Source organism: Ahrensia sp. 13_GOM-1096m (assembly GCF_000620605.1).
GTDB lineage: Bacteria > Pseudomonadota > Alphaproteobacteria > Rhizobiales > Rhizobiaceae > Ahrensia > Ahrensia kielensis.
In genome coordinates this window covers 92,874-115,533 of sequence record NZ_JIAX01000014.1, presented here as the reverse complement: position 1 = coordinate 115,533, position 22,660 = coordinate 92,874, and the positions used below count along the sequence as shown (strand labels likewise).

Below are 22,660 nucleotides of genomic sequence, written 5' to 3'. Positions count from 1 at the left end.
TCCTAATCCAGCTTTGCAACAAGATCTTTTATGATGCTTTGAACGCTCATGCCTTCTGCGCGTGCAGCAAAGGTTAGCGCCATGCGGTGCTGCAACACAGGTTCTGCAAGCGCACGCACATCATCCATTGAAGGGGCAAAGCGACCATCATAAAGCGCACGTGCGCGGGCACACAGCATCAAGGATTGGCTGGCGCGCGGGCCTGGCCCCCAAGAAATATGTTTGTCGGTTGTCTCATTGCCATGGCCGGGCCGTGCAGAACGCACCAGTTTCAAAATGGCATCAACCACGCTTTCAGGCACAGGCATGCGGCGCACCAAAAGCTGAATGGCTTGCAGCTTTTCTGTGCTCAAAACGGCTGTTGCTTGCTGCGCGATGGTGCCTGTTGTTTGCAATAGAATTTGGCGCTCGGCTTCAAGTTCTGGATAGTCGATGTCGATCTGCATCAAAAAGCGGTCAAGCTGAGCTTCCGGCAGCGGATAAGTACCTTCTTGCTCCAGTGGGTTTTGCGTTGCAAGCACATGAAACGGTGCTGGCAGATCATAGCGCGCACCTGCAACTGTCACATGATATTCCTGCATTGCTTGCAAGAGTGCCGACTGGGTGCGCGGGCTTGCGCGGTTAATTTCGTCGGCCATGAGGAGCTGCGTAAAAATAGGCCCTTTGACAAAGCGGAAGGCACGTTTTCCACCGCCGCTTTCTTCCAAAACTTCGGAGCCTAAAATATCGGCAGGCATAAGATCGGGCGTAAATTGCACGCGGCCTGCATTGAGCCCAAGAACGGTGCCTAATGTTTCAACGAGCTTGGTTTTGGCCAAACCCGGAACGCCGACGAGCAGGGCATGGCCACCGGATAAAATGGCTGTAATGGCGCTTTCGACAACTTGTTCTTGTCCGAAAATAACCTTGGCGATTTCTTCCTTGGTTTTGGCAATATCGCTCAACGCGGCTTCAGCCTCGGCGACGATTTTTGCTTCATCGACCGTTTCGCCGGTTGTGTGTACGCTCATTTGCCTTATCTCCTTAAGTGGGCCACGTCTAAACAACGTAAATCAGTTCGGATTGCTGACAAGGCGTTTCCGACTGACTATTTCGTGAACGCAGATATTATTCAACGAACGCTACACGATTCTGCGATCTTTAAGGAGTATGCATGACAGATAAAGGCAATGCCAAGGCAGAAACGAAACAGATGAGCTTAAATAGTTTGCAGGACATGCTGGCGCGTGCGCCGGGGGCCGGTAAAGGGCTGCCGCCTGTTGATAAGTGGAACCCGCCATTTTGCGGTGATCTGGATATGGAAATCCGCGCGGATGGTTCGTGGTACTATATGGGCACACCTATTGGGCGGCCGGAACTTGTCCGTTTATTTTCGTCTGTTTTGCGCAAAGATGACGATGGTAAGACATATCTTGTCACGCCTGTGGAAAAAATCGGTATCCGCGTGGTGGATGCACCCTTTCTGGCTGTTAAGATGAATGTGACGGGTGAGGGCGACGCGCAGAAGCTGACATTTCGCACACTGACCGGCGACATTGTTGAAGCTGGCAAAGACCACCCGATGCGTTTTGAAATTGCAGATGAGAATTACGGCCTCAAGCCCTATATTCATATGCGCGGACGGCTTGAAGCGCTCATTGGGCGGCCTGTGATGTATGAGCTGGTTGAGATAGGCGAGCATATCGAGATTGATGGTGTTTCCATGTTTTCTGTTCGCTCCAATGGAACTGTATTTCCAATCATGCCATCTGAAGAGTTGGAGCGCGCCAGCCAGTGATGGATTTTTCGATTGAGAATTTTCGCCACCGCGCAGCGCGGCAAAGCCGCGACTTGCATTTGGGCGATACGGGCGATTTCCATTTTAATCCTGATTTGGAAACGGTCATCCGCGAAAATGCTGTGCGCGAAGCGGCGGTGTTAATCGGCGTGTTTGATGCGCAGGACGGACCGCATTTATTGCTGACTGAGCGCACTACCACGCTGCGTTCGCATTCGGGCCAAATCGCACTGCCTGGTGGGCGTGCAGATGAAGGCGACCGAACGTTTGAAGAAACCGCCATGCGCGAATGCGAAGAAGAAATCGGCATTGGCGTTGATAATTTAGAAGTTGTTGGCCGCCTGCCGACATATCTTTCGGGGTCCGGTTACCGTATTCATCCGATTATGGCCGTGGTTTCTGGCGATTATCAGTTAAAGCCCAATCCCGATGAAGTTGCCGCTATTTTTCATGTGCCACTTTCGTTTTTGATGAATGAGCAGAATCATGTGAAAGCGGACCGTGATTGGCAGGGCAAGAGACGTTATTTTTATGAAATGCCCTATGAAAATCGTTATATTTGGGGCGTGACGGCGGGTATTCTGCGCGTCATGTATGAAAGGCTTTATGTTGACTAATTCAGGCAAAATCTCTGCTAACTGGCTGAAAGACCAAGCGCTTATTCAATTGTTTGATGCGCTGGAGAAAGATGGTGGGCAGGCCCGTGTTGTTGGCGGTGCTGTGCGCAATGCGCTGATGGGGCACACGGACAGCGACATTGATGTTGCAACAACAAGCACACCGGATGAAACATTGGCGCTGCTACAGGCTGCCGATATCAAAGCCATACCCACAGGTATCGACCACGGCACTGTGACGGCTATCATTGCAGGCAAAGCGTTTGAAATCACCAGCCTGCGCAAAGATGTTGAAACCGATGGCCGTCATGCGGTCGTCGCCTTTGGCACCAGTTTTGAAGATGATGCCAAGCGCCGTGATTTCACAATTAATGCGATTTATGCCGACCGCGATGGCAAGCTTTATGACTATGTGGGCGGGCTTGCTGATATTGAAACAGAAACGTTGCGTTTTATTGGCGATGCAGGCACGCGCATCGAAGAAGATTATTTGCGTATTTTGCGGTTCTTTCGCTTCTTTGCTTATTACGGCAAGCATCGGCCAGATGCACAAGGTCTCAAAGCCTGCGCACGGCTGAAAGATGGTTTGGCTGGCCTTTCGGCTGAACGTATATGGAATGAAATGCGCAAGCTGTTTGGCGCGCCTGATCCATCGCGTGCGCTGTTGTGGATGCGGCAAGTCGGGGTTCTGACCCAGCTTTTACCAGAGAGCGAAAAATGGGGCATTGATGCGATACCGCCGCTTATGGAGGCTGAACAGGCGCATGGTATTGCGGCAGACCCGATGGTGCGTTTGATGAGCATCATTCCGCCGCGCGTTGATACGGTCAACGATATTGCTAAGCGCTGGAAACTCTCCAATGCAGAACGCGATAGATTGCGCGTTTGGGCCAGCCTGCCGCAGCAATTACCAATAGATGATCGTGCTTTGCGCGGCCTGGCCTATCGTCATTCTAAAATGGCTGTGCTGGACGGTCTGCATGTTCAAACGGGCTTGCGCCGTGATGAAGAATTGGCAAGTGCGGCTAAAACACTTGGCGCGTGGATTATGCCAGACATGCCGATTAAGGGCGCAGACTTGATGGAGCGAGGCTTTGAAAAAGGCCCATTGCTTGGTACAAAACTGAAAGAACTTGAGACCGCTTGGGTGGAAAGTGATTTCAGTTTGAAGCGGGATGAGTTGCTGGCTAAAATTTGATTAGGTCAATTGCGTTAGGCGATAAATTCTAATTTGTCGCCAAGGCGTATCGCGCCTTCTTCAATGACGGTCGCGATAATGCCGCCATGGCCGCGCATGGCGTTATAGCCGCCAATGCCAAATTCATCTTCCATGCGGCTGCATGGTGCGCATAATCCTTTGCCTTGCAGTGTGGCTGTGCCAAGTTTGAATGTGCGGTCTTTAAGGCCAAGCACATTGATACCGGAAACAACGACATTGCGGCGCAAAAGGGCAGGGTCTATTTCGCCGCGTCCAACAAGGCTTGCGATAACGGGTAAATGTTCAGCCTGAATAAGGGTGACAGCGCGTTTGCCAGCTTTTGTGCGGTGATCGCCAACCAAGCCAAAATCTTTGATCTCAGCTTCTTGCAAGATGCGCATAGGCTGACGCCGCACAGGCCGCACGCCGATCCATTCAATCGTGCCAGCGCGCGGAAACTGCGCAAGCAGCTCTGCCATAGAGTATCTGCCCGCAATACTCATATCAATCTATGGCCACTTAACCGCAGGTGGCATGGACGATAGGATGCTGTTTACATTGCCGCCGGTTTTAAGCCCGAAAATTGTGCCGCGGTCATGCAAGAGATTAAACTCAACATAGCGGCCACGGCGAATAAGCTGCTCTTCGCGGTCTGCATCTGTCCACGGCGTGTTGAAGTTTTTGCGCACAAGATGAGGATAAACAACTGCAAAGGTGCGGCCGATGTCTTTTATCATTGCAAAATCGGCATCCCAGCCACCATCTTCGTCGCTTGAATGACGCCAGTCGCAGAAAATGCCGCCTATGCCGCGTGGCTCGTCGCGGTGTGGCAAATAAAAATATTCATCGCACCAGTTTTTAAAGAACGGATAGTCGGCAACTTTATGTTTGCTGCATGCCAGTTCGAAGGATTTGTGAAAGGCGACAGAATCAGGGTCTTCCTGCGTGCGCCTGCGGTCAAGAACCGGCGTTAAGTCCGCCCCGCCGCCAAACCACCATGAGGATGTCACCACCATGCGTGTGTTCATATGAACGGCTGGCACATTTGGGTTTTGCGGATGTGCAATCAAGGATATGCCAGACGCCCAGAATGTTGGGTCTTCTTCTGCGCCTGGAATTTGCTTGCGAAATTCTGGTGAGAACTCGCCATAAACCGATGATGTGTGCACGCCGACTTTTTCAAAGACACGGCCATTCATCATCGACATGGTGCCGCCGCCGCCTTTGCCTTCATCGCGCAGCCAAGGCTCTTGTTTAAAACGGCCCGGCGCATATTCTGAAAAAGGCCCTGTGAGCTCATCTTCAAGTTTCTCGTAATCTGCGCATATTTTATCGCGCAAACTCTGAAACCAGTTTTCAGCAAGTGTCTTTTTTTCTTCTATGTCGGCTGGCAATCCTGCCGGCAGCGTTGGTCGTTCAACCATCTAACCCATCCCCTGATATTCTGGTTTCTTGCTAAACCCCGACGCGTGATTTGCCAAGTCTGCTTTAGGGCAAGCTTGTGCGGCGAAAAGCTGCGCTTTGAGATTCATCTGGTCAAACACCAGATTTATGGTTAACATTTTCTTGAAAGAATCGCGTTTAGTTGTGTGTAAAGGGGATATGATGGCACCGCCCAAGATACCCAGAGAACGATTTTCGGCAAATTTGGCTCAGAGCCGTGCCCGAATGGAAAAATCCACTTTCGTGCGTGAAACATATCGCCAGCCCCGTGCTGCTGCGCGCATAACAGCAAGAAAATGGTTCACAGAATACCCTAAAGCGGCCTATTGGACACAAGTTGAAAGTTGGCGTCTGCTGGACGGGGATGTTGTTGAGTTTACCATGCGACGGCTGCCCAGCGCTGATTAAATATAGAGATAAAAATGAAGATTACGTGCCGCCGCGCGACAAGCGCAGCTGATTTTGCAGCGTCTATGGCTATTCGCGAAAGCGTTTTTATCGGCGAGCAAAATGTACCTGCTGATCTGGAGCGGGACGGGCTTGAAGATGAGTGCCTGCATTATTTGGGCGCATTAAATGGCAAAATCGTTGCGACTGCACGGGTGATGCCGCAGGCAGCTAAGTTCAAATTTCAGCGTGTTGCCGTGATGAAATCTGCGCGCGGCACTGGCCTTGGCGCAGAGCTGATGCGTTTTATGATGGACGATCTGGCCAAACGCGATGATGCGGCGGGTAAAGTATTTTTCCTATCAAGTCAGGTCAGCGCAATTGGCTTTTATGCGCAGCTTGGTTTTGAGGTGTGCTCGGATGAATATATGGATGCTGGCATACAGCACCGTGACATGAAACGGGCGATTTAATCCGCGCTTTTTCGCGGTTCGATCACCCAGCGCGGCCCAAAGCCGGAGTGAGCCGCCCAATCGTCCTGATTATAGAGCTTGCACTTTTGAAGTGATAGGCAGCCGCAGCCAATACATCCATCCAGCCTATCGCGCAGGCGTTCCATCATCGCGATCCGCTCGTCTAAAACGGTGCGAAAACTGCGGCTTATCTGCTCCCAGTCTTTTTTATTCGGTGCGCGGTCATCGGGCAGTTTTTCAAGTTCGCCCCTAATTTCGCTTAACGTAAAGCCCAAGCGCTGGGCAATGGAGATGAAAGACACTTTGCGGATTTCTGAGCGCATAAACCGTCTATTGCCGCCTTCGCTGCGGATGGCCTGTATCAGGCCTTCGTCCTCATAAAAGCGAACTGCCGATACTTTTATACCTGTGCGTTCAGCGACTTCTCCAATCGATAAAGTCACGAATTTTCTTTTTTTGGATTTCATAAAAATAACTCTTGATCTCAAGTGCACTTGAGAAAGTAGTTTGTATTTATGAACAAGGAAAGGAATTATTATGCCTACACATCACGCCTCACTAGAGCACGTCAATTTCACAGTTCCCGATGCAAGTGAAACCGCAGCAATGCTTTGCAAATTATTTGGTTGGAAAATCAGATGGCAGGGGCCAGCACTCAATGGCGGCCTCAGTGTCCATGTCGGAAGTGATACAAGCTATTTGGCTGTTTATTCGCCTGCGCAAGGTGCGCAAGTTGCTGATATTAATAAAGCGCGATCTGGCCATCTCAACCATGTTGGCATCGTTGTTGATGACCTTAAAGTTGTCGAGGAAAAAGTTAAATCCATGGGCTATAAGCCCTATAATCATGCAGATTATGAGCCAGGCGAGCGGTTTTACTTCGATGACGAAAACGGCATTGAGTTTGAAGTTGTGCGCTATGATTAAGTTTGTTGGCGCACTGCTTCGCCTGCCACCATTGCAACAGATAGAGCGAGGTTCAAGCTACGTGCCCCTTCGCGCATTTTTATGGTCAGGCGCTGATCGCACTGGTCACGCACATGATCTGGAACGCCAGCGCTTTCACGACCAAATAAGAGGATATCATCTTTGGTGAATTTGAAGTCGGTGTAGCTGACATCCGTTTTGGTGGTGAGTAAAACCAATCGCATCTGTTGCTCTTTTCGCCAAAGGGAAAAGGCATCCCAATCAAGGTGACGGGTCAGACTTGCCATTTCAAGATAGTCCATGCCTGCACGTTTTAAATTGCGATCTGAAAGATCAAAACCTGCCGGTTCGATGATATGAACTGCCGCGCCTATGCACGCTGCAAGACGTAATATCGTGCCGGTATTGCCTGCAATGTCGGGCTGGTACAATGCGATATGGCAGGATGGGTTGTTGTTGCTCATTTGTCGCACTTTCTAACTTGTATTGTATTGCCGTCGATTTTTACTTGAGGATTTTAAATGGAGGTAGTATCAGACACGCACCGTAACACGAGCCACGAAGGAGAGTTCTATGTTCACAGTTCTTATACATACGCCTACTTCAGTCGGCATTTCACATCGTTCAGATCTCCGAGTCTGCACCCATGTGGTCTCCTTCTAGCACGCGGTTTTAGCACTTAATTTTTGTTGTTTGACCGCCGGTTTGTTTCCAAACGGATTTTACGGTCATGTCTATTCAAGATTTCGTGCTTTTGCACATCCCAAATGTTAAGAGAATATTTTCCTTCAGGTTTTTGCCGGAAATTAATCGTTCTGCTCAATTCAAAACTTTCTTAGCTTTATTGGCGTTGCTTACCGCGCTTGGTGTCAGTATTTATTATTCAATCCCTGAGCCAGAAGTTCGCCAGCGCATACAGGCTGATATGCAGAAGCGTTCAGCCGAGCCGGATTTATGCTTGTTAGAAAGACAACGTCATTTCGAAATAGTGGAAAGGGGCCTTGTGCCTTCGCCTTTTCGACCATGCTTATATTATTAAGGTTCTCAAATGAATATTCTATTTAATTGGTTCGAAAAACGGGTCGACCCTTTCCCGCAAGATACACCTCAGCAACCGCCGGATCGCTTGCTGGCATTTTGCCTGCATTATACGCAAGGGATCTGGCGGTGGTTGATCCTTATTTCAATTTTGACGTCGCTCATTGCGGTGTTGCAGGTCGTCATCTTTGGCTTTTTGGGCGAGGTTGTTGATTGGCTTGCTACAGCTAATCGCGAGACTTTTTTCCAAGACGAGTTTTGGTCGCTTTTCTGGATGGGCGCTGTTGTTATCGTATTCTTGCCAGCGCTTGGTGCGCTTAACATCATGCTTTTACACCAGACAATCTTCGGCAACTTTCCGATGCGGATACGTTGGCGGGCGCACCGTTATATGCTGGGCCAAAGCTATGGTTTCTACCAAGATGAGTTTGCAGGGCGTGTGGCAACAAAAGTTATGCAAACGGCGCTTGGTGTGCGTGAAACGGTGGCCAAAATAATTGACGTGTTCGTCTATGTCGTTGTTTATTTCGGTGGCGCGCTCATTCTTGTCGGTAGCTTGGATATGGCGTTGATGCTGCCATTTATCGGGTGGGTTTGTTTTTATATCGCTCTATTAGCTTATTTCCTGCCAAAAATGCGGCATATATCCGAACTGCAATCCAATGCACGGTCCACAATGACAGGCCGGATTGTAGACAGCTACACAAACATACTCACAGTGAAATTGTTTGCTCATAGTAGTGGTGAGCAAGATTACGCTAAAGCGTCAATGAACGAGTTTTTGAATACGGTCCATCCACAAATGCGTTTGGCCACCAAGCTCAATATGGGTCTGGATATTGCCAACGCCTTCTTGCTTTTTTCTGTTGGCGCTGTGGGGCTGCTTTCTTGGCAGGCGGGCAATGCCACCGTAGGCACGATTGCTGTTGGCGTTGGTCTTGTTATGCGTCTTGAAGGCTTGTCGCATTGGTTCATGTGGGAACTTGCTGGCCTGTTTGAAAATATTGGCATGGCAGAAGATGGCATGAAGATGCTGTCAAAGCCTGTTGATGTGAATGACAAAGCGAAGGCTAAAGCTTTGACGGTAACAGGTGGTGCTATTGATTTTGACAAGATCAAGTTCAACTACGGCAAGGATGGCGGCGTTATTGAGGAACTTAGCCTTTCGGTTGCGCCGGGCGAAAAAATTGGTCTTGTTGGGCGCTCGGGCGCTGGCAAATCAACACTAATGAATGTGTTGCTGCGCCTTTATGATATTGAAGGCGGTGAAGTGCGCATTGATGGCCAGAACATTGCTGATGTTAGTCAGGAAAGTCTGCGTGAGCAGATTGGTGTGGTGACGCAGGATACATCGCTGCTGCACCGCTCTATCCGCGATAATATTGCTTATGGCCGTCCTGATGCGAGCGAAGAAGACATTATTCAGGCTGCAAAACGTGCCAATGCGCATGATTACATTCTGGATCTTGTCGATCTGCAGGGGCGCACTGGCTATGACGCACATGTGGGCGAACGAGGGGTAAAGCTATCTGGTGGTCAGCGCCAGCGTATTGCGATTGCCCGTGTGTTTGTTAAAAACGCGCCTATATTGGTGTTGGATGAAGCGACATCAGCGCTCGATTCAGAAGTGGAATCAGCCATTCAAGAAAGCTTGAATGCTCTTATGGAAGGCAAGACCGTGATTGCAATTGCGCACCGTCTTTCAACGATTGCAAGCCTTGATCGGCTTGTCGTGCTTGATCAAGGTGCGGTGATTGAGGAAGGCTCTCATGAGCAGCTTTCAACGTCGAACGGTTTGTATTCGCAGCTATGGGCGCGTCAGTCTGGCGGCTTTCTTGGGTTAGACGATCTTGGGCTAGACGATGATGTCGAAGCAGAATAATTCTCGTTAGAAATACCTGTCCCGATTTCTCGGGGCGGGCTTTAGATTATGACAAGGCTATGATTTGACCCGCCATATGAGAACCGAACCGGACCCTAAATTTCATAATGCGGACCATCCGTTTTGGAACCGTTTCGAGCGTTTCATCGAACCATTTGAAGATACGGACCGTAAAGTTCTGCCTAAAACCGCATGGGGGTTTATTGGCTATTTTGCAGCGCAAGCAAAAGGCCCGTTCATCCTTATGCTTGTTGTTGGCGCATTGATGGGCGCTGTCGAGGCCTCCTTATATTGGGGCGTTGGTTATCTGATTGATGTTTTGGATTCTGCCACACCTGCTACATTACTAATTGATCACGGGATTGAACTGGCATTTATGCTGTTCTTAATTTTGGTGGTGCGGGCGGCTGTGATGATTGCTGCGGCGGTTGTCGAGCAACAAGTGATCGTGCCGCGCTTTTATACAATGGTGCGCTGGCAATCGTTTAGGCGTGTTATTCAGCAGCCCTATGCATTTTATCAAGATGATTTTGCAGGGCGTATTGCGACCAAAATATTGCAGGCAGGGCAATCGGTTGGCGATTTTATTGTCACCTCGCTGCAAAGCCTTTGGTCATTTATGACTTTCATTGTTCTGACGGCAGGTGTGCTGGCAGCACTTGATGCGTGGATGGGTGTTGTCGTTGCTGTTTGGTTCGTTGGCTATGTGATGATTGTGCGTTACTTGCTGCCGCGTTTGCGTGCTGCTGGTAAAAACAACGCCAATGAGAGTGCCGTTTTAAATGGCCGCTTGGTCGATATATTCACCAATATTTTGACCGTTAAATTGTTTGACACGGGCGACCGCGAACATTCCGATGTGAAGACCGCGATTGGTAATTATATGGGGTCTGTCACCCATATGACGCGTGTGATCACACTGGTTCGTATGTCTGTAGCAATCCTCAACGGTATTATGATGAGCGCGGTGGGCGTAATTGCTGTCATGGGTTGGATGAACGGCACGATTACGACAGGCGCAATCGCGGCAACGATGGGTTTGGTCTTCAGACTGAACCAGATGTCGGGCTGGATGATGTTCAACATTAACGGGCTTATCCGCGCATACTCGACTGTTCAGGATGCGGTTGAGACAATTTCAGTTGACCCGAAAATTTCCGATAAGCCGAACGCACTTGTTTTGTCGCCTGTTAAGGGGCGTATCCGGTTTGAAAATGTAACGTTCAATTATGATAAGTCTGACACGACTTTGTTCCGCACGCTCGATCTTGATATTAAGGCTGGCGAAAAAGTCGGTATTGTTGGCCCGTCCGGTGCGGGGAAATCCACGCTCATTTCGTTGCTATTGCGTTTGTTTGAGCCGGAAACGGGGCGCGTGCTGATTGATGATCACGATATTCAAGACGTTACACAGGCAAGCTTGCGCGCGCAGTTTGGAGTTGTGAGCCAAGATCCTGCGCTACTGCACCGCTCCCTTGCCGATAATATTGCCTATGGCCATGACGGTGCATCGCGCGCGCAAATAGAAGAAGCAGCGCAGCGCGCTAAAGCCTATGACTTTATTCTTGATGCACGTGATCCACGCGGGCGCAAAGGCTTTAATGCCCATGTAGGTGAGCGCGGTATCAAGCTTTCGGGCGGGCAGCGCCAGCGAATCGCCATTGCGCGCGTGATGCTTAAAGATGCGCCTGTTTTGATCTTGGATGAGGCGACCTCTGCGCTTGATTCTGAAATTGAGGCAGCAATCCAAGAAAATTTAGGCAGACTGATGCAGGACAAAACTGTTCTGGCAATTGCACACAGGCTATCCACTATTTCTCAAATGGACCGACTTATTGTGCTTGATGGCGGGCAAATTGTGCAAATGGGCACGCATGATGCGCTTTTGCAGGAAAAGCAGGGGCTTTATGCCCGTCTTTGGGCACGTCAGTCAGGTGGATTTATTGCTGTTGACGAAACAGCAGGCTAAACCTTGTTAATAGTGCTAATTTCTACCGCGACATAGTGCCATCATATGGTTGTGGCCTCTGGACAATCGCCCGATTTAGCCATAATGAAGCCACAAATTGACCCGCCACAAGTGTGTCTTGCGGAGGTCAGCGAAATTTTTTGCAGGAAAGGACGTCTGACGTGAGTGACACGACGACAACCGAAAACGAAGAACTGCCAACACGACGCGACTTTATCTATGTTGCGACAGGCATGTTGGGTGTAATTGGTGCAGCTTCAGTTGCTTGGCCATTTATTGACCAGATGAGACCAGATGCTGCCGTATTGGCTGCCGGTCAACCAATTGATGTTAACCTTGAAGCTGTTGAACCTGGTCAGGCCATCACAGTGACATGGCGCGGTAAACCTTACTTCGTTCGTCGTCTTACCGAAGACGAAATTGCTTCAGCCAGCGAGCTTGGCGAAGGCGACATGAAGGAATTCGCGCCAATCGAAACACGTCTTGGCGGCGAAGAAGTTAAAGACTGGGTTATCGTTTCAGCAAACTGTACTCACCTTGGCTGCGTTCCTAAAGTTATCGACACAAAACCAGAGGGCTGGAACTGTCCTTGCCACGGTTCAGTGTTTGATATGACTGGCCGTATCCTACGTGGACCGGCTGCCACAAACCTTCCACTTCCACCATATGTCTTCACGAGCGCTACAAACCTCGTGATCGGCACAGACCAGGCGTAGGAGCAAGAGCACATGAGCACTTTAGAACATCATGGTACTTACCAGCCTACAACGGGCCTTGGAAAATGGATGGACGCGCGCTTGCCTTTGCCGCGTCTTATGTATGATTCATTTGTTGCCTATCCCGTTCCACGTAATTTGAACTATGCCTACACATTTGGTGGCATGCTTTCGATTATGTTGGTTCTGCAGATTTTGACCGGCGTTGTGCTTGCAATGCACTATAATGGTTCAACTGTTGGCGCTTTTACATCCGTTGAGCACATCATGCGTGATGTGAACAATGGTTGGCTTTTGCGTTATATGCATGCCAATGGCGCATCGTTTTTCTTTGCTGCTGTGTTCCTGCACATTTTCCGCGGCATGTATTACGGCTCATATAAAGAGCCACGCGAATTGCTCTGGATTTTGGGCTGTATCATCTTCCTCTTGATGATGGCGACTGCGTTTATGGGCTACGTTCTTCCTTGGGGACAGATGTCTTTCTGGGGCGCGACTGTGATCACAGGCTTCTTTACAGCCTTCCCAGTTGTTGGTGAGCCAATTCAGCAGCTTCTTTTGGGCGGCTTTGCGGTTGATAATCCAACGCTTAACCGTTTCTTCTCATTGCACTATTTGTTGCCATTTATGATTGCTGGTGTTGTGGTTCTCCACGTTTGGGCACTTCATGTAACAGGCCAGACAAACCCAACTGGTGTTGAGATCAAGTCTAAAACAGACACGGTTCCGTTTACACCATTTGCAACAATCAAAGATGCGTTCGCATTGATCGTGTTCTTCTTGTTCTTTGCTTACTTCGTTTTCTACATGCCAAACTTCCTTGGCCATGCGGATAACTACATTGAAGCGAACCCGCTTGTAACACCGTCGCATATTGTTCCTGAATGGTACTTCTTGCCGTTCTACGCGATCTTGCGTGCGATTACGTTTGATATTGGACCGTTAACATCCAAGCTTCTCGGCGTTTTGGCGATGTTTGGTTCTATCGCGGTTCTGTTCGTGATGCCTTGGCTTGATACATCAAAAGTACGTTCTGCTGTGTACCGCCCTTGGTACAAAGTGTTCTTCTGGCTATTCGTGGTCAATGCGATCTTCTTGGGATGGCTTGGTGCGAAACCTGCGGAAGGTGTTTACACTTTCTTGGCTCAGCTTTCGACGCTTTACTATTTCGGTTTCTTCATTGTGATTTTGCCGCTGCTCGGTCTTATTGAAACGCCGCGCCGTGTGCCAAATTCAATTACAGAAGCTGTGCTTGCAAAGTCGTCCAAGCGAAGCGGTGGCGCAGCGCAAGTTGCTGCTGCATCAACTGACAACAAAGCCTGAAGCAAAGAGAAACTGGAATAGAAATATGAAAACTATGTTTGCAAAAATCAGTGCTATCGTTGTTGCCGCAACGCTCGGCCTGTCTGTTGCTGCGACCGGTGCCTTTGCTGCCAGCGAATATCCGTTGAACAAGCCACGCGAACAGGATTGGTCATTTGCTGGTCCTTTCGGTACTTATGATAAAGGTCAGCTTCAACGCGGCTTCAAAGTGTACCGTGAAGTTTGTGCAGCATGTCATTCAATGAACCGCGTTGCATTCCGCTCATTGGAAGATTTGGGTTATTCAGAAGGTCAGATCAAAGCAATCGCTGCAGAATATGACATCACTGATGGGCCAAATGCTGACGGCGAAATGTTCACACGTCTAGGCACTGGTGCGGATCATTTCACTGGTCCTTATCCGAACCGCGAAGCATCTGTTGCGGCCAATGGCGGTGCTTACCCACCAGACTTTTCGCTCCTAGCGAAAGCCCGTGCGGTTGAGCGCGGCTTTCCAACATTCGTTTTTGACGTCTTTACGCAATATGCGGAAAACGGTCCGGATTACATCTACTCATTGTTGACCGGTTACCCTGAAGATGGTGAAGCACCAGAAGGCGCACACGTTGCTGAAGGTACTCACTACAACCCGTATTATATTGGTGGCGCATCGCTTGCGATGGCAGCGCCTCTATCAGAAGACATCGTTTCTTATGATGATGGTACGCCAGCAACTGTCGATCAGATGGCTAGGGACGTTTCTGCCTTCATGATGTGGGCTGCAGAGCCAAAGCTAGAAGAGCGTAAATCACTTGGTTTCAAAGTGATTATCTTCCTTCTTATCTTTGCCGTGTTCCTGTATCTTACAAAGAAGCAGATCTATGCAAAGCTAGAGCACTAAGCTCTTATAAATTGTATGACGAGGGCGCTGCGGCGCCCTTTTCTTTGTCCTTGGTTTAAGCCCAACAACAGGAAATAAGTGGAATTATTATGGATTTGAATAAAGCACTTAAAGCCTCTATTCGCGATATTCCTGATTACCCAAAGCCGGGTATCATGTTCCGTGATATCACAACGCTGTTGGGCGATGCCAAAGCCTTTCGCTTAGCTGTCGATGCGCTTGTCTATCCTTATGTCGGCACAAAGATGGACCAGATTGCGGGCATTGAAGCACGTGGTTTCATTCTTGGCGGCGCAATGGCACACCAATTATCCGCTGGCTTCATTCCTATCCGCAAGAAGGGCAAGCTGCCTTATGACAAAGTGCAGATCGCCTATAGCCTTGAATATGGCGTGGACGAGATGGAGATGCACCGTGATGCGGTTAAGCCGGGCCAGAAGGTCATTTTAGTTGACGATCTTATTGCCACAGGCGGTACTGCTGAAGCTGCTACGAAGCTCTTGCAACAGATGGGCGCCGATGTTGTGGCTGCTTGTTTCGTGATTGATTTACCGGATCTTGGCGGGCGCAAGAAAATCGAAGCGCTTGGCGTTCCGGTGCGTACATTGATTGAGTATGAAGGCCATTAAGGTCTTCATCTGATCTATCCCATCATCATTTGAAAATATGCAGGTACTGCAACATAGGTAAACAGTGCCAGCACTGCTAAAAGCCGCACCCACAGCTGTTTGAAGCGGCGGTAAATAATGATGGAGAGAACCACGCCTAGTGCTACTTCTATCAGAGAAAATATGCCGCCATAATGATTTTTATCCCAATAGCTGACCGGTGAGTGGAAACGCCAGCCGGTCAAGGGCCAGAAATGTGGATGGGCGTCTTTTGCGTGGACAGGCAGATCACCAGCCAGATGCGTCATTGCAGCCAATGCAAGCAGCCCTAATGTGCTGCCCAGCGCAAGTTTTCCGTAATCTTCTTCTGTTGTGCTTCGCTTTGCCCACATAATGGCAATCAACAAGATCACATAGTAAAGTGGGAATGAGTTTCCAATGGCTGTGAAAGTTAGCATTGGCTCGGAGAAGTAAAGATCGCGCCAAAGTAGGTTTTCTGGAATTTGTGCGAATTTCGACCAGATGAACAATATGTAGATGGCTGCATCAGGCAAGAAGCTGCCGATCAATATGGCAAGGTTTTGACGGGCAGGGCGCTCAGGGCGTGCAAACAGGCATGCGGCCACTAAAGTGTGGGTCTGTGTCATCATGGCAGTTTAATTCCTCCCCAAACGGGTATTGCATCTGTGCAGCGGTGAAAAAATCTGCCAATAAATATTCATGATGTTTTCGGTATCACAAATGGATTGGATTGCGTTTGGCTTTTTTGCCGCCGCTTGGTTTTTATTTGAAATTGTGAATGATCATTCATTCCTGCGCAATCACTCCTTGTCGATGCTGATGGCGCGGCGGCGGCGTGAATGGATGCTGGAAATGGCGTCCCGTGATTTGCGGATGATTGATACGCAGATCATGCAGAGCTTGCAAAATGGCGCGGCTTATTTTGGATCGGCCAGTATCTTGGCAATTGGTGGTTGTTTTGCGCTTCTGGGCGCAACGGATCAGGTTTTGGAAATATACCGCGACCTACCAGTGGAAACCGAAATCCCAAGAGAATTGTTCGAGCTAAAAGTCTTTGGGCTGACGTTTATTTTTGTTTATTCATTCTTCAAATTCGGATGGTCGCACAGGCTTTTTAACTATTGTTCGATTTTAATCGGCAGCGTTCCGATGGTCGATAGAGCGCCGCTTGAGGTAAGAAAAAAAGCAGCCCTCGAAGCTGCTGAAATGAACATTATCGCCAGCCGCCATTTTACAGCAGGGTTGCGCGGTATCTTTTTCGCACTGGCTTATCTTGGCTGGTTCATCAATCCGTGGATGCTGTTTGGATCCACCTTATTTGTGATTGGCGTTTTAACGCGCCGCAACTATTTTTCAGCTGCGCGGCGCGTTCTTAAAGATAGCGAATAGGGATTACTCCCGACTATTAAACGTTGAACTTAAACAGCATCACATCGCCGTCATGCACGACATATTCTTTGCCTTCATCGCGTGCTTTACCAGCTTCTTTGGCCGCAGTCTCACCGCCAAGTGATACATAATCATCATATGCGATGGTTTGTGCGCGGATAAAGCCTTTTTCAAAGTCGGTGTGAATTTCGCCCGCTGCTTGCGGTGCTTTAGAACCTTCTTTTACAGTCCACGCACGTGCTTCTTTTGGGCCGACAGTGAAGAATGTAATCAAGCTAAGCAGTTTGTAGCCTTCACGGATAAGACGGTCGAGGCCTGGCTCTTCAAGTCCCATCGCATCCATATATTCTTTTGCTTCTTCATCAGCGAGCTGGGCAATTTCAGCTTCAATGGCTGCAGAAATTAAAACGCTGCGCGCGCCTTGTTCAGCTGCCATTTTATCGACTGCAGCGCTGTGCTCATTGCCATTGGCTGTGTGTTCTTCGGCAACATTGCAAACATACAGAACAGGTTTTGACGTTAGCAGGTTTAGCGTGTTGAGAATTTTCAAATCTTCTGCAGAAATACCATCGAGCAATAGGCGTACAGGTTTTGAATCCTGCAAAAGCTTGAGTGCATCTTCCATCATTGGAAGCAGCAATTTGGCTTCTTTGTCATTGCCCGTTGCGCGTTTGCGCATTTGAGTGATGCGGCGCTCAAGGCTTTCAAGGTCTGAAAGCATAAGCTCTGTTTCTACGGTTTCTGCATCAGAAACCGGATCGATCTTACCTTCGACATGGGTGATGTCATCATCTTCAAAACAGCGCAGCACATGAACGATCGCATCGACTTCGCGAATGTTGGCGAGGAACTGGTTGCCCAAGCCTTCACCCTTTGACGCGCCGCGCACCAAACCTGCAATATCAACAAAGTTGATGCGTGTTGGCACGATCTCTTTTGATGATGCGATTTTTGCAATATCGAACAAGCGTGCGTCTGGTACAGCGACTTCACCGGTGTTCGGTTCAATCGTACAGAAGGGGTAGTTTGCCGCTTGCGCTGCTGCTGTTTTTGTCAGTGCGTTGAAGAGTGTGGATTTACCAACATTTGGCAATCCAACGATGCCGCATTTAAAGCCCATGATCGGACATCCTTTAATAAGATTAGTTGTGCAGGCTTTGCATGATACACCCCCGCCGCGTCAAGGATTTATGCACTTAAAGGGTGCGGCTTAATGCGGATAAACATTTTCTAATCTGCCCAAATGGGAACTCAATTGGCTGCCACACGTTTTAATCGCGAAGGGACTCGCGTGACCGATCACGCTCACTGCCTATGAAATCAGATATTTGAGATTTCAGGCTTAATAGAAAGTGTGGATTATGATTTTACGAAAAACATTGATGGCCACTACGGCCCTTATGATTGCATTTCAGCCTGCTATGGCGTCGATGAGCGTACCTTCCGGCTCTGAGATGAGTTTTAAAGTTGCTCAAGGGGCCGAAGCTGCTCAAGTTTTAAATGATGCATTGGCAGCGCTCAGTGAAGCAAGTGCGGCACTTGCAGCGGCCAACGCATCAGGCGAGGGCGTTGAGGCTGCCGAGCAGGCTGTTGACGCTGCTCAGGCGCGTGTAAACCAAGCACAAGCAGATTTTGAAGCCGCTAAAGCTGCACAGGCACCAGAGCCAGAGGCTCCTGCAGAACCTGCTGCTGAGCCAGAAGCTGCGCCGGAACCAGCGCCTGAACCAAAGGTAGAAGCGCCTGTTCAAGAGACAGCTCCCGTAGAAGAGCCTGCGCCAGAAGTAGAAATTCAAACACCGGAACCAAAAGCCGAAGCACCCGTTGCTCAGGAACCAGAAGCAGAACCAAAGGTTGAAGAACCTGCGAAAGAGGCGGCTCCAGAGCCTGCGCCAGAAGCACCCGTTGCTCAGGAACCGGAAGCTGAACCTGCAGCAGAAGCGCCCGCCAAAGAGGCGGCTCCAGAGCCTGCAAAAGAAGCTGCGCCAAAAGAAGACGCGATGAAAGAACCTGCGCCAAAAGCAGAGGCGACAGAAGAAAAGCCTGCCGCTGAAAATACAGAAAAGCCTGCTGCAGATAATCAAGCTACAGAGCAGCCAACACAAGTTGAGCCAGCTGCTAAAGCTTCAGCTGAGGAAAAACCTGCGGATAAGAAACCTGCCGATGTTGAAGTCGTGGATGAAGCAGAAATTAGTATAGAGGTCAAAGAGCCTGAAGTTGTCGTAAAGCCAGTTGAAGTCATTATCGAAGAGACAAAAGGCGCGCCGGTAACTGTTCTGCCTGAAAAAGTATCAGAGCAGGAAAGAGCAGCGCTTGATAAAGCTGAAAAAGAGCGCCGCGATGATGCCCGTAAGCGCCGTAACGAGTTGCTCGGTGCTGCTGCGGTAGGCGTTGCGGTTGGCGTTCTTGTGCCAATGCTTGGCGGTAAGCTGGTGGAAGACCAAGGAGACCGTGTGATCATTGAGCGTAACGGCGAATATTTCGTGCGCAAGGATGAAAACGCATTGCTGCGCCGTGATGATGTTGATGTTTATTACGAAGATCTCGACAATGGTTTGAGCCGTGAAACAATGACACGTCCTAATGGCGTTCAAATCATTACAACACGCGCACCAAACGGTGATATTTTACGCCGTGAGCGCGTTCGCCGCGATGGCAGTGTTGTTGTTCTGATTGATAGCCTTGATCGTGGCCGTGTCGACTATGTTGACTATGACCGCGAACTTCCGCCGATTAATCTGACGATTGACCGCGGCCTTTATGTCGTCGATGCACGGAATGCAAATCAGGCGCGTTTACGCGAGACATTCTTTGCGCCGCCTGTAGAGAAAGTGCGTCAGGCCTATACATTGCGTGAAGTGCGTTCATCGGAGCGTTTGCGTGATACCATGCGTAGTGTTGATCTGGATAATATCCAGTTTGATACGGGCAGTGCCACAGTGCGCCAGAGCCAAGTGATCTTGCTTGAAAAAGCGGCCCTTGCGATTGCAGATGTCATCAATAAAAATCCATCGGCTGTATTCTTGATTGAGGGGCATACAGATGCCGTTGGCGGCGAAGTCTATAACCTTGCATTGTCTGACCGCAGAGCAGAAACGGTCGCGCGTATTTTGACTATGAATTATGGCTTGCCACCGGAAAACTTTGTTGTTGAAGGCTATGGCGAAGCGCATCTGAAGATCAACACGCAACGGGATGAGCCACGCAACCGCCGCGTTGCAATTCGCAACATCACGCCGTTGCTCGGTGCTTCTAAATAAGCGCAGAAAAACCACTTACAAACTTAGCCGGGCGCATCATGCGTCCGGTTTTTGTTTGAGCTTTGATATGCCTCAGATTATTTGCCGAGAAGTTTTTTGAGCATGTCGGCCATTGGGCCGGTTGTTGGTGCATCGGGCTTTTGTGCACTGCTGCGCGCTTGGCGAATGTGGCTCTGCGGCTTTGGTGCCGGCTTTTCAGTCTTTTTTTTGGGCTGGTTTGGCGCAACATCACCAACAGCCAGAGCGATCTTGTTCATGAAACCAGAATTGTCGCCTTTGACCAATAGCTCAACATTATCCGCAATAGCTGCAAGCAGGGGCTCTAGCCATATCTGGTCAGCTTTCGAAAAGTCGCCAAGTACATGGCCAGTCACGCGGTCCTTATGGCCAGGATGATCGATGCCAAGGCGCACACGCTGATAGTTTTGGCCGCAATGCTGATCCATAGATCGAATGCCATTGTGCCCACCAGCACCGCCGCCGCGTTTGATGCGCACTTTGGCAGCGGCTAAATCGAGCTCATCGTAGAAAACCGTAATGTCTTGTTCTGTCAGCTTGTAGAAGCGCATGGCTTCGCCGATGGCCTGACCAGACTTATTCATAAAGGTTTGCGGTTTGATGAGGAGAATTTTTTCCGAGCCGATACGGCCTTCGGAGATTTCGGCTGAGAACTTTTTCTGCCAAGGCGAAAAAGAAGAATGGCGGCGGACAATTTCGTCCACCGCCATAAAGCCGATATTGTGGCGTTGGCCTGCGTGTTGACTGCCGGGATTTCCCAAACCTGCAATAATTTGCATCAGTCACACTCCTGTAATTCAGGTGGCCAGTCGCCTATAAGGGGAGAGGATTACGCCTCGCCACCTTCTTCAGATTGAGCCGTTGCAGGAACTTCACTTGCTTCAGGTGCATCTGTTTCTTCTTCAGCTGCGCCGCCACCAGGAGCCTGAATTGTTACGATCGTGAAATCACGGTCCGTAATTGTTGGCGTTGCCCCTTCAGGCAGAACAACATCAGAGATGTTGAGTGTGTCGCCAATAACAGCTTTGCTGATGTCGATTGTGAAGAATTCCGGAATTGATGAAGCCGGGCAGTTCACTTCCACTTCGTGACGAACAATGTTCAGAACGCCGCCAGCTGTTAGGCCTGGGCAATCGTCTTCGCCTTCGATGTGTACTGGAATGTTCACAGTCACGATTGTTTTGCTTGAGATGCGTAGAAAATCAACATGCATCATGAAGTCTTTTACAGGATCAAGCTGATAGTCTTTCGGCAACACTTTGTGTTTTTTGCCGTCAACTTCAATATCAAGAAGCTTTGTCAAAAAGCCGCCCTGATGAAGCATCAATGTCACTTCCTTCGTAGGAAGAACAATAGAAATTGGGTCTTTGTTATCACCGTAAATTACGGCTGGAATTTTACCTTGACGGCGAATAGCCCGGGAGGACCCCTTACCAACCCGGTCGCGCGCCTCGGCTTTGAGTACGACTGCGTCGCTCATAGCGTTTCCTTTCGAGGACAATATGGAGTGGTTAAAACCTTCGCCTTAACCGATATCACAAGGATATCCACCGCGCTGCCTCCAAGGGTGTCTGCGCGGATGCGCGCTCATAACCGACAAAGCTTGCGTTTGCAAGACTTTGCTGGCGTTTCAACACTTTAAACGGTCTAATATGTGCTGCTTTTAGTCGAACAGGCTTGAAACTGATTGTTCATGCGCTGTGCGGGCAATGGCTTCACCGATCAAATCTGTGATGGATATCACTCTGATTTTATCTGCGGCAGCAACTTCAGGGGATGGCTGAATGGAATCAGTGATAACCAATTCCTTGAGCTTTGAATTTGTAATGCGCTCAACAGCAGCACCGGAAAGAACACCGTGCGTGATATAAGCAGTCACGCTTTTAGCACCATCTTTTAGCAAAGCTTCAGCCGCGTTACACAAAGTGCCGCCTGAATCGATAATATCGTCGATGAGAAAGCAATCTTTGCCAGATACGTCACCGATGACGTTCATGACCTCAGATTCGCCTGGGCGATCACGGCGTTTATCAACAATTGCCAGAAGCGTATCATCGAGGCGTTTTGCCAGTGAGCGTGCGCGTACAACGCCGCCCACATCGGGTGAAACGATCATAACATCGTTTAGGTTTTTATATTTGGCTTTGATGTCGCGGGCCATAACGGGCACGGCATAAAGGTTGTCCGTCGGGATATCAAAGAAGCCTTGAATCTGACCGGCATGTAGATCGAGCGTTAAAACACGGTCGGCACCGGCCTCAGTAATAAGGTTGGCAACCAGTTTCGCTGAAATTGGTGTGCGGCCTTGGGCGCGGCGGTCTTGGCGCGCATAGCCAAAATAAGGAAGCACGGCTGTTATGCGGCGGGCTGATGAACGGCGGAACGCATCAATCAAGATCAGCAATTCCATAAGATGGTCATTTGCTGGACGTGATGTGGACTGAATGATGAAGATGTCCTCGCCTCGGACGTTTTCCTGAATCTCCACAAAAATTTCGTCATCTGCGAAACGGCGTACATTTGCACGCCCGACGCTTACGCCCAAATATTTTGCTACAGATTCGGCAAGCTGCCGGTTGGAATTTCCAGCAAATAATTTCATGCCTGATCGCCTCGCTAAGCGCTATTGTGTGTAGTTTTAGGCCTTTTAGCGGTCGCACCAAAAGATGCAACCCAAAGCCGGCAAATCACTTCTGAATCAGCAAAATAATTGTGATTCATTTCAATTCGTGTCTTT

Annotated in this window: 25 protein-coding genes; 15 read left to right on the top strand and 10 right to left on the bottom strand. The window is 49.4% G+C overall.

Going from position 1 to position 22,660, the window contains the following annotated elements:
• Nucleotides 1-2 precede the first annotated feature (2 nt).
• On the bottom strand, nt 3-1,010 hold the full coding sequence (locus tag N530_RS0112865) for a MoxR family ATPase (protein ID WP_026481015.1): 1,008 nt from the start codon (nt 1,008-1,010) through the stop codon (nt 3-5).
• A gap of 182 nt (nt 1,011-1,192) precedes the next feature.
• Here N530_RS0112865 and N530_RS0112860 point away from each other — a divergent pair, with 182 nt between their 5' ends.
• From N530_RS0112860 to N530_RS0112850, 3 genes are read left to right on the top strand one after another with little or no spacing between them, the layout of a single operon-like run.
• Nucleotides 1,193-1,777 carry a DUF1285 domain-containing protein gene (locus tag N530_RS0112860; protein WP_371179709.1) on the top strand — a complete coding sequence of 195 codons (585 nt, stop codon included), beginning with the start codon at nt 1,193-1,195 and terminating at the stop codon, nt 1,775-1,777.
• On the top strand, nt 1,777-2,394 hold the full coding sequence (locus tag N530_RS0112855; protein WP_026481013.1) for a CoA pyrophosphatase: 618 nt from the start codon (nt 1,777-1,779) through the stop codon (nt 2,392-2,394). The genes N530_RS0112860 and N530_RS0112855 overlap by 1 nt, the downstream gene beginning before the upstream one ends.
• Nucleotides 2,384-3,592: a CCA tRNA nucleotidyltransferase gene (locus N530_RS0112850; protein ID WP_371179708.1), complete on the top strand. Its 1,209-nt coding sequence runs from the start codon at nt 2,384-2,386 to the stop codon at nt 3,590-3,592. Before N530_RS0112855 ends, N530_RS0112850 begins: the two co-directional genes overlap by 11 nt.
• A 14-nt stretch (nt 3,593-3,606) precedes the next feature.
• Here the strand turns inward: N530_RS0112850 and N530_RS0112845 are convergent, their stop codons facing one another.
• Together N530_RS0112845 and hemF are read right to left on the bottom strand one after the other, a co-directional pair.
• Nucleotides 3,607-4,071 (bottom strand): MOSC domain-containing protein, encoded by a 465-nt coding sequence (locus tag N530_RS0112845; protein ID WP_035267126.1) that lies wholly within the window; start codon nt 4,069-4,071, stop codon nt 3,607-3,609.
• Nucleotides 4,072-4,101: 30 nt separating this feature from the next.
• Nucleotides 4,102-5,016 (bottom strand): oxygen-dependent coproporphyrinogen oxidase, encoded by a 915-nt coding sequence (hemF, locus tag N530_RS0112840; RefSeq protein ID WP_018690079.1) that lies wholly within the window; start codon nt 5,014-5,016, stop codon nt 4,102-4,104.
• 244 nt (nt 5,017-5,260) lie between these two features.
• Here hemF and N530_RS0112830 point away from each other — a divergent pair, with 244 nt between their 5' ends.
• The gene (locus tag N530_RS0112830; RefSeq protein ID WP_245555224.1) at nt 5,261-5,443 is read left to right on the top strand and encodes a hypothetical protein; all 183 of its coding nucleotides are present in this window, start codon (nt 5,261-5,263) and stop codon (nt 5,441-5,443) included.
• Nucleotides 5,444-5,457: 14 nt separating this feature from the next.
• Nucleotides 5,458-5,895, top strand: a complete 438-nt coding sequence (locus N530_RS0112825) for a GNAT family N-acetyltransferase (protein WP_026481009.1) — start codon at nt 5,458-5,460, stop codon at nt 5,893-5,895.
• Here the strand turns inward: N530_RS0112825 and soxR are convergent.
• The gene (gene soxR, locus N530_RS0112820) at nt 5,892-6,362 is read right to left on the bottom strand and encodes a redox-sensitive transcriptional activator SoxR (protein ID WP_026481008.1); all 471 of its coding nucleotides are present in this window, start codon (nt 6,360-6,362) and stop codon (nt 5,892-5,894) included. The genes N530_RS0112825 and soxR overlap by 4 nt on opposite strands.
• Nucleotides 6,363-6,432: 70 nt before the next feature.
• On the opposite strand from soxR, the gene N530_RS0112815 reads away from it, so the two are divergent.
• Nucleotides 6,433-6,822, top strand: a complete 390-nt coding sequence (locus N530_RS0112815) for a VOC family protein (RefSeq protein ID WP_026481007.1) — start codon at nt 6,433-6,435, stop codon at nt 6,820-6,822.
• Here the strand turns inward: N530_RS0112815 and N530_RS0112810 are convergent.
• Complete coding sequence (locus N530_RS0112810) at nt 6,819-7,286, bottom strand: tRNA (cytidine(34)-2'-O)-methyltransferase (protein WP_018690074.1); 468 nt, start codon at nt 7,284-7,286, stop codon at nt 6,819-6,821. The two genes, N530_RS0112815 and N530_RS0112810, sit on opposite strands and share 4 nt — an antisense overlap.
• Nucleotides 7,287-7,552: 266 nt before the next feature.
• On the opposite strand from N530_RS0112810, the gene N530_RS19080 reads away from it, so the two are divergent.
• From N530_RS19080 to N530_RS0112775, 7 genes are all read left to right on the top strand, one after another.
• A complete protein-coding gene (locus N530_RS19080; RefSeq protein WP_155851993.1) occupies nt 7,553-7,861 on the top strand; it encodes a hypothetical protein in 309 nt (102 codons plus the stop codon).
• Between the two features lie 9 nt (nt 7,862-7,870).
• Nucleotides 7,871-9,742, top strand: a complete 1,872-nt coding sequence (locus N530_RS0112800) for an ABC transporter ATP-binding protein (protein WP_026481006.1) — start codon at nt 7,871-7,873, stop codon at nt 9,740-9,742.
• Between the two features lie 76 nt (nt 9,743-9,818).
• Entirely contained in the window at nt 9,819-11,711 is a 1,893-nt protein-coding gene (locus N530_RS0112795) for an ABC transporter ATP-binding protein (protein WP_026481005.1), read from the top strand.
• A 161-nt stretch (nt 11,712-11,872) separates the two neighbouring features.
• Nucleotides 11,873-12,427, top strand: a complete 555-nt coding sequence (petA, locus tag N530_RS0112790; protein ID WP_018690070.1) for a ubiquinol-cytochrome c reductase iron-sulfur subunit — start codon at nt 11,873-11,875, stop codon at nt 12,425-12,427.
• A 12-nt stretch (nt 12,428-12,439) separates the two neighbouring features.
• Complete coding sequence (locus tag N530_RS0112785; RefSeq protein WP_026481004.1) at nt 12,440-13,750, top strand: cytochrome b N-terminal domain-containing protein; 1,311 nt, start codon at nt 12,440-12,442, stop codon at nt 13,748-13,750.
• Nucleotides 13,751-13,775: 25 nt separating this feature from the next.
• Entirely contained in the window at nt 13,776-14,630 is an 855-nt protein-coding gene (locus tag N530_RS0112780; protein WP_026481003.1) for a cytochrome c1, read from the top strand.
• Nucleotides 14,631-14,719: 89 nt separating this feature from the next.
• On the top strand, nt 14,720-15,259 hold the full coding sequence (locus tag N530_RS0112775) for an adenine phosphoribosyltransferase (protein WP_018690067.1): 540 nt from the start codon (nt 14,720-14,722) through the stop codon (nt 15,257-15,259).
• Nucleotides 15,260-15,273: 14 nt separating this feature from the next.
• Here N530_RS0112775 and N530_RS18705 read toward each other — a convergent pair whose 3' ends face one another.
• On the bottom strand, nt 15,274-15,888 hold the full coding sequence (locus N530_RS18705; RefSeq protein ID WP_051540946.1) for a hypothetical protein: 615 nt from the start codon (nt 15,886-15,888) through the stop codon (nt 15,274-15,276).
• A 91-nt stretch (nt 15,889-15,979) separates the two neighbouring features.
• Between N530_RS18705 and N530_RS0112765 the strand changes: the two genes are divergently transcribed.
• Nucleotides 15,980-16,648, top strand: coding sequence for a DUF599 domain-containing protein (locus N530_RS0112765; protein ID WP_247869196.1), 669 nt, complete (start codon nt 15,980-15,982; stop codon nt 16,646-16,648).
• A 16-nt stretch (nt 16,649-16,664) separates the two neighbouring features.
• Here the strand turns inward: N530_RS0112765 and ychF are convergent, their stop codons facing one another.
• The gene (gene ychF / locus N530_RS0112760; protein ID WP_026481001.1) at nt 16,665-17,768 is read right to left on the bottom strand and encodes a redox-regulated ATPase YchF; all 1,104 of its coding nucleotides are present in this window, start codon (nt 17,766-17,768) and stop codon (nt 16,665-16,667) included.
• Nucleotides 17,769-18,030: 262 nt separating this feature from the next.
• Here ychF and N530_RS18700 point away from each other — a divergent pair, with 262 nt between their 5' ends.
• The gene (locus N530_RS18700; protein WP_155851992.1) at nt 18,031-19,905 is read left to right on the top strand and encodes an OmpA family protein; all 1,875 of its coding nucleotides are present in this window, start codon (nt 18,031-18,033) and stop codon (nt 19,903-19,905) included.
• 77 nt (nt 19,906-19,982) lie between these two features.
• Here N530_RS18700 and pth read toward each other — a convergent pair whose 3' ends face one another.
• From pth to N530_RS0112740, 3 genes are all read right to left on the bottom strand, one after another.
• Nucleotides 19,983-20,702, bottom strand: coding sequence for an aminoacyl-tRNA hydrolase (pth, locus tag N530_RS0112750; RefSeq protein WP_026481000.1), 720 nt, complete (start codon nt 20,700-20,702; stop codon nt 19,983-19,985).
• Nucleotides 20,703-20,752: 50 nt separating this feature from the next.
• On the bottom strand, nt 20,753-21,403 hold the full coding sequence (locus N530_RS0112745; protein WP_026480999.1) for a 50S ribosomal protein L25/general stress protein Ctc: 651 nt from the start codon (nt 21,401-21,403) through the stop codon (nt 20,753-20,755).
• 183 nt (nt 21,404-21,586) lie between these two features.
• Nucleotides 21,587-22,525: a ribose-phosphate pyrophosphokinase gene (locus N530_RS0112740; protein WP_018690060.1), complete on the bottom strand. Its 939-nt coding sequence runs from the start codon at nt 22,523-22,525 to the stop codon at nt 21,587-21,589.
• Nucleotides 22,526-22,660: the final 135 nt, after the last annotated feature.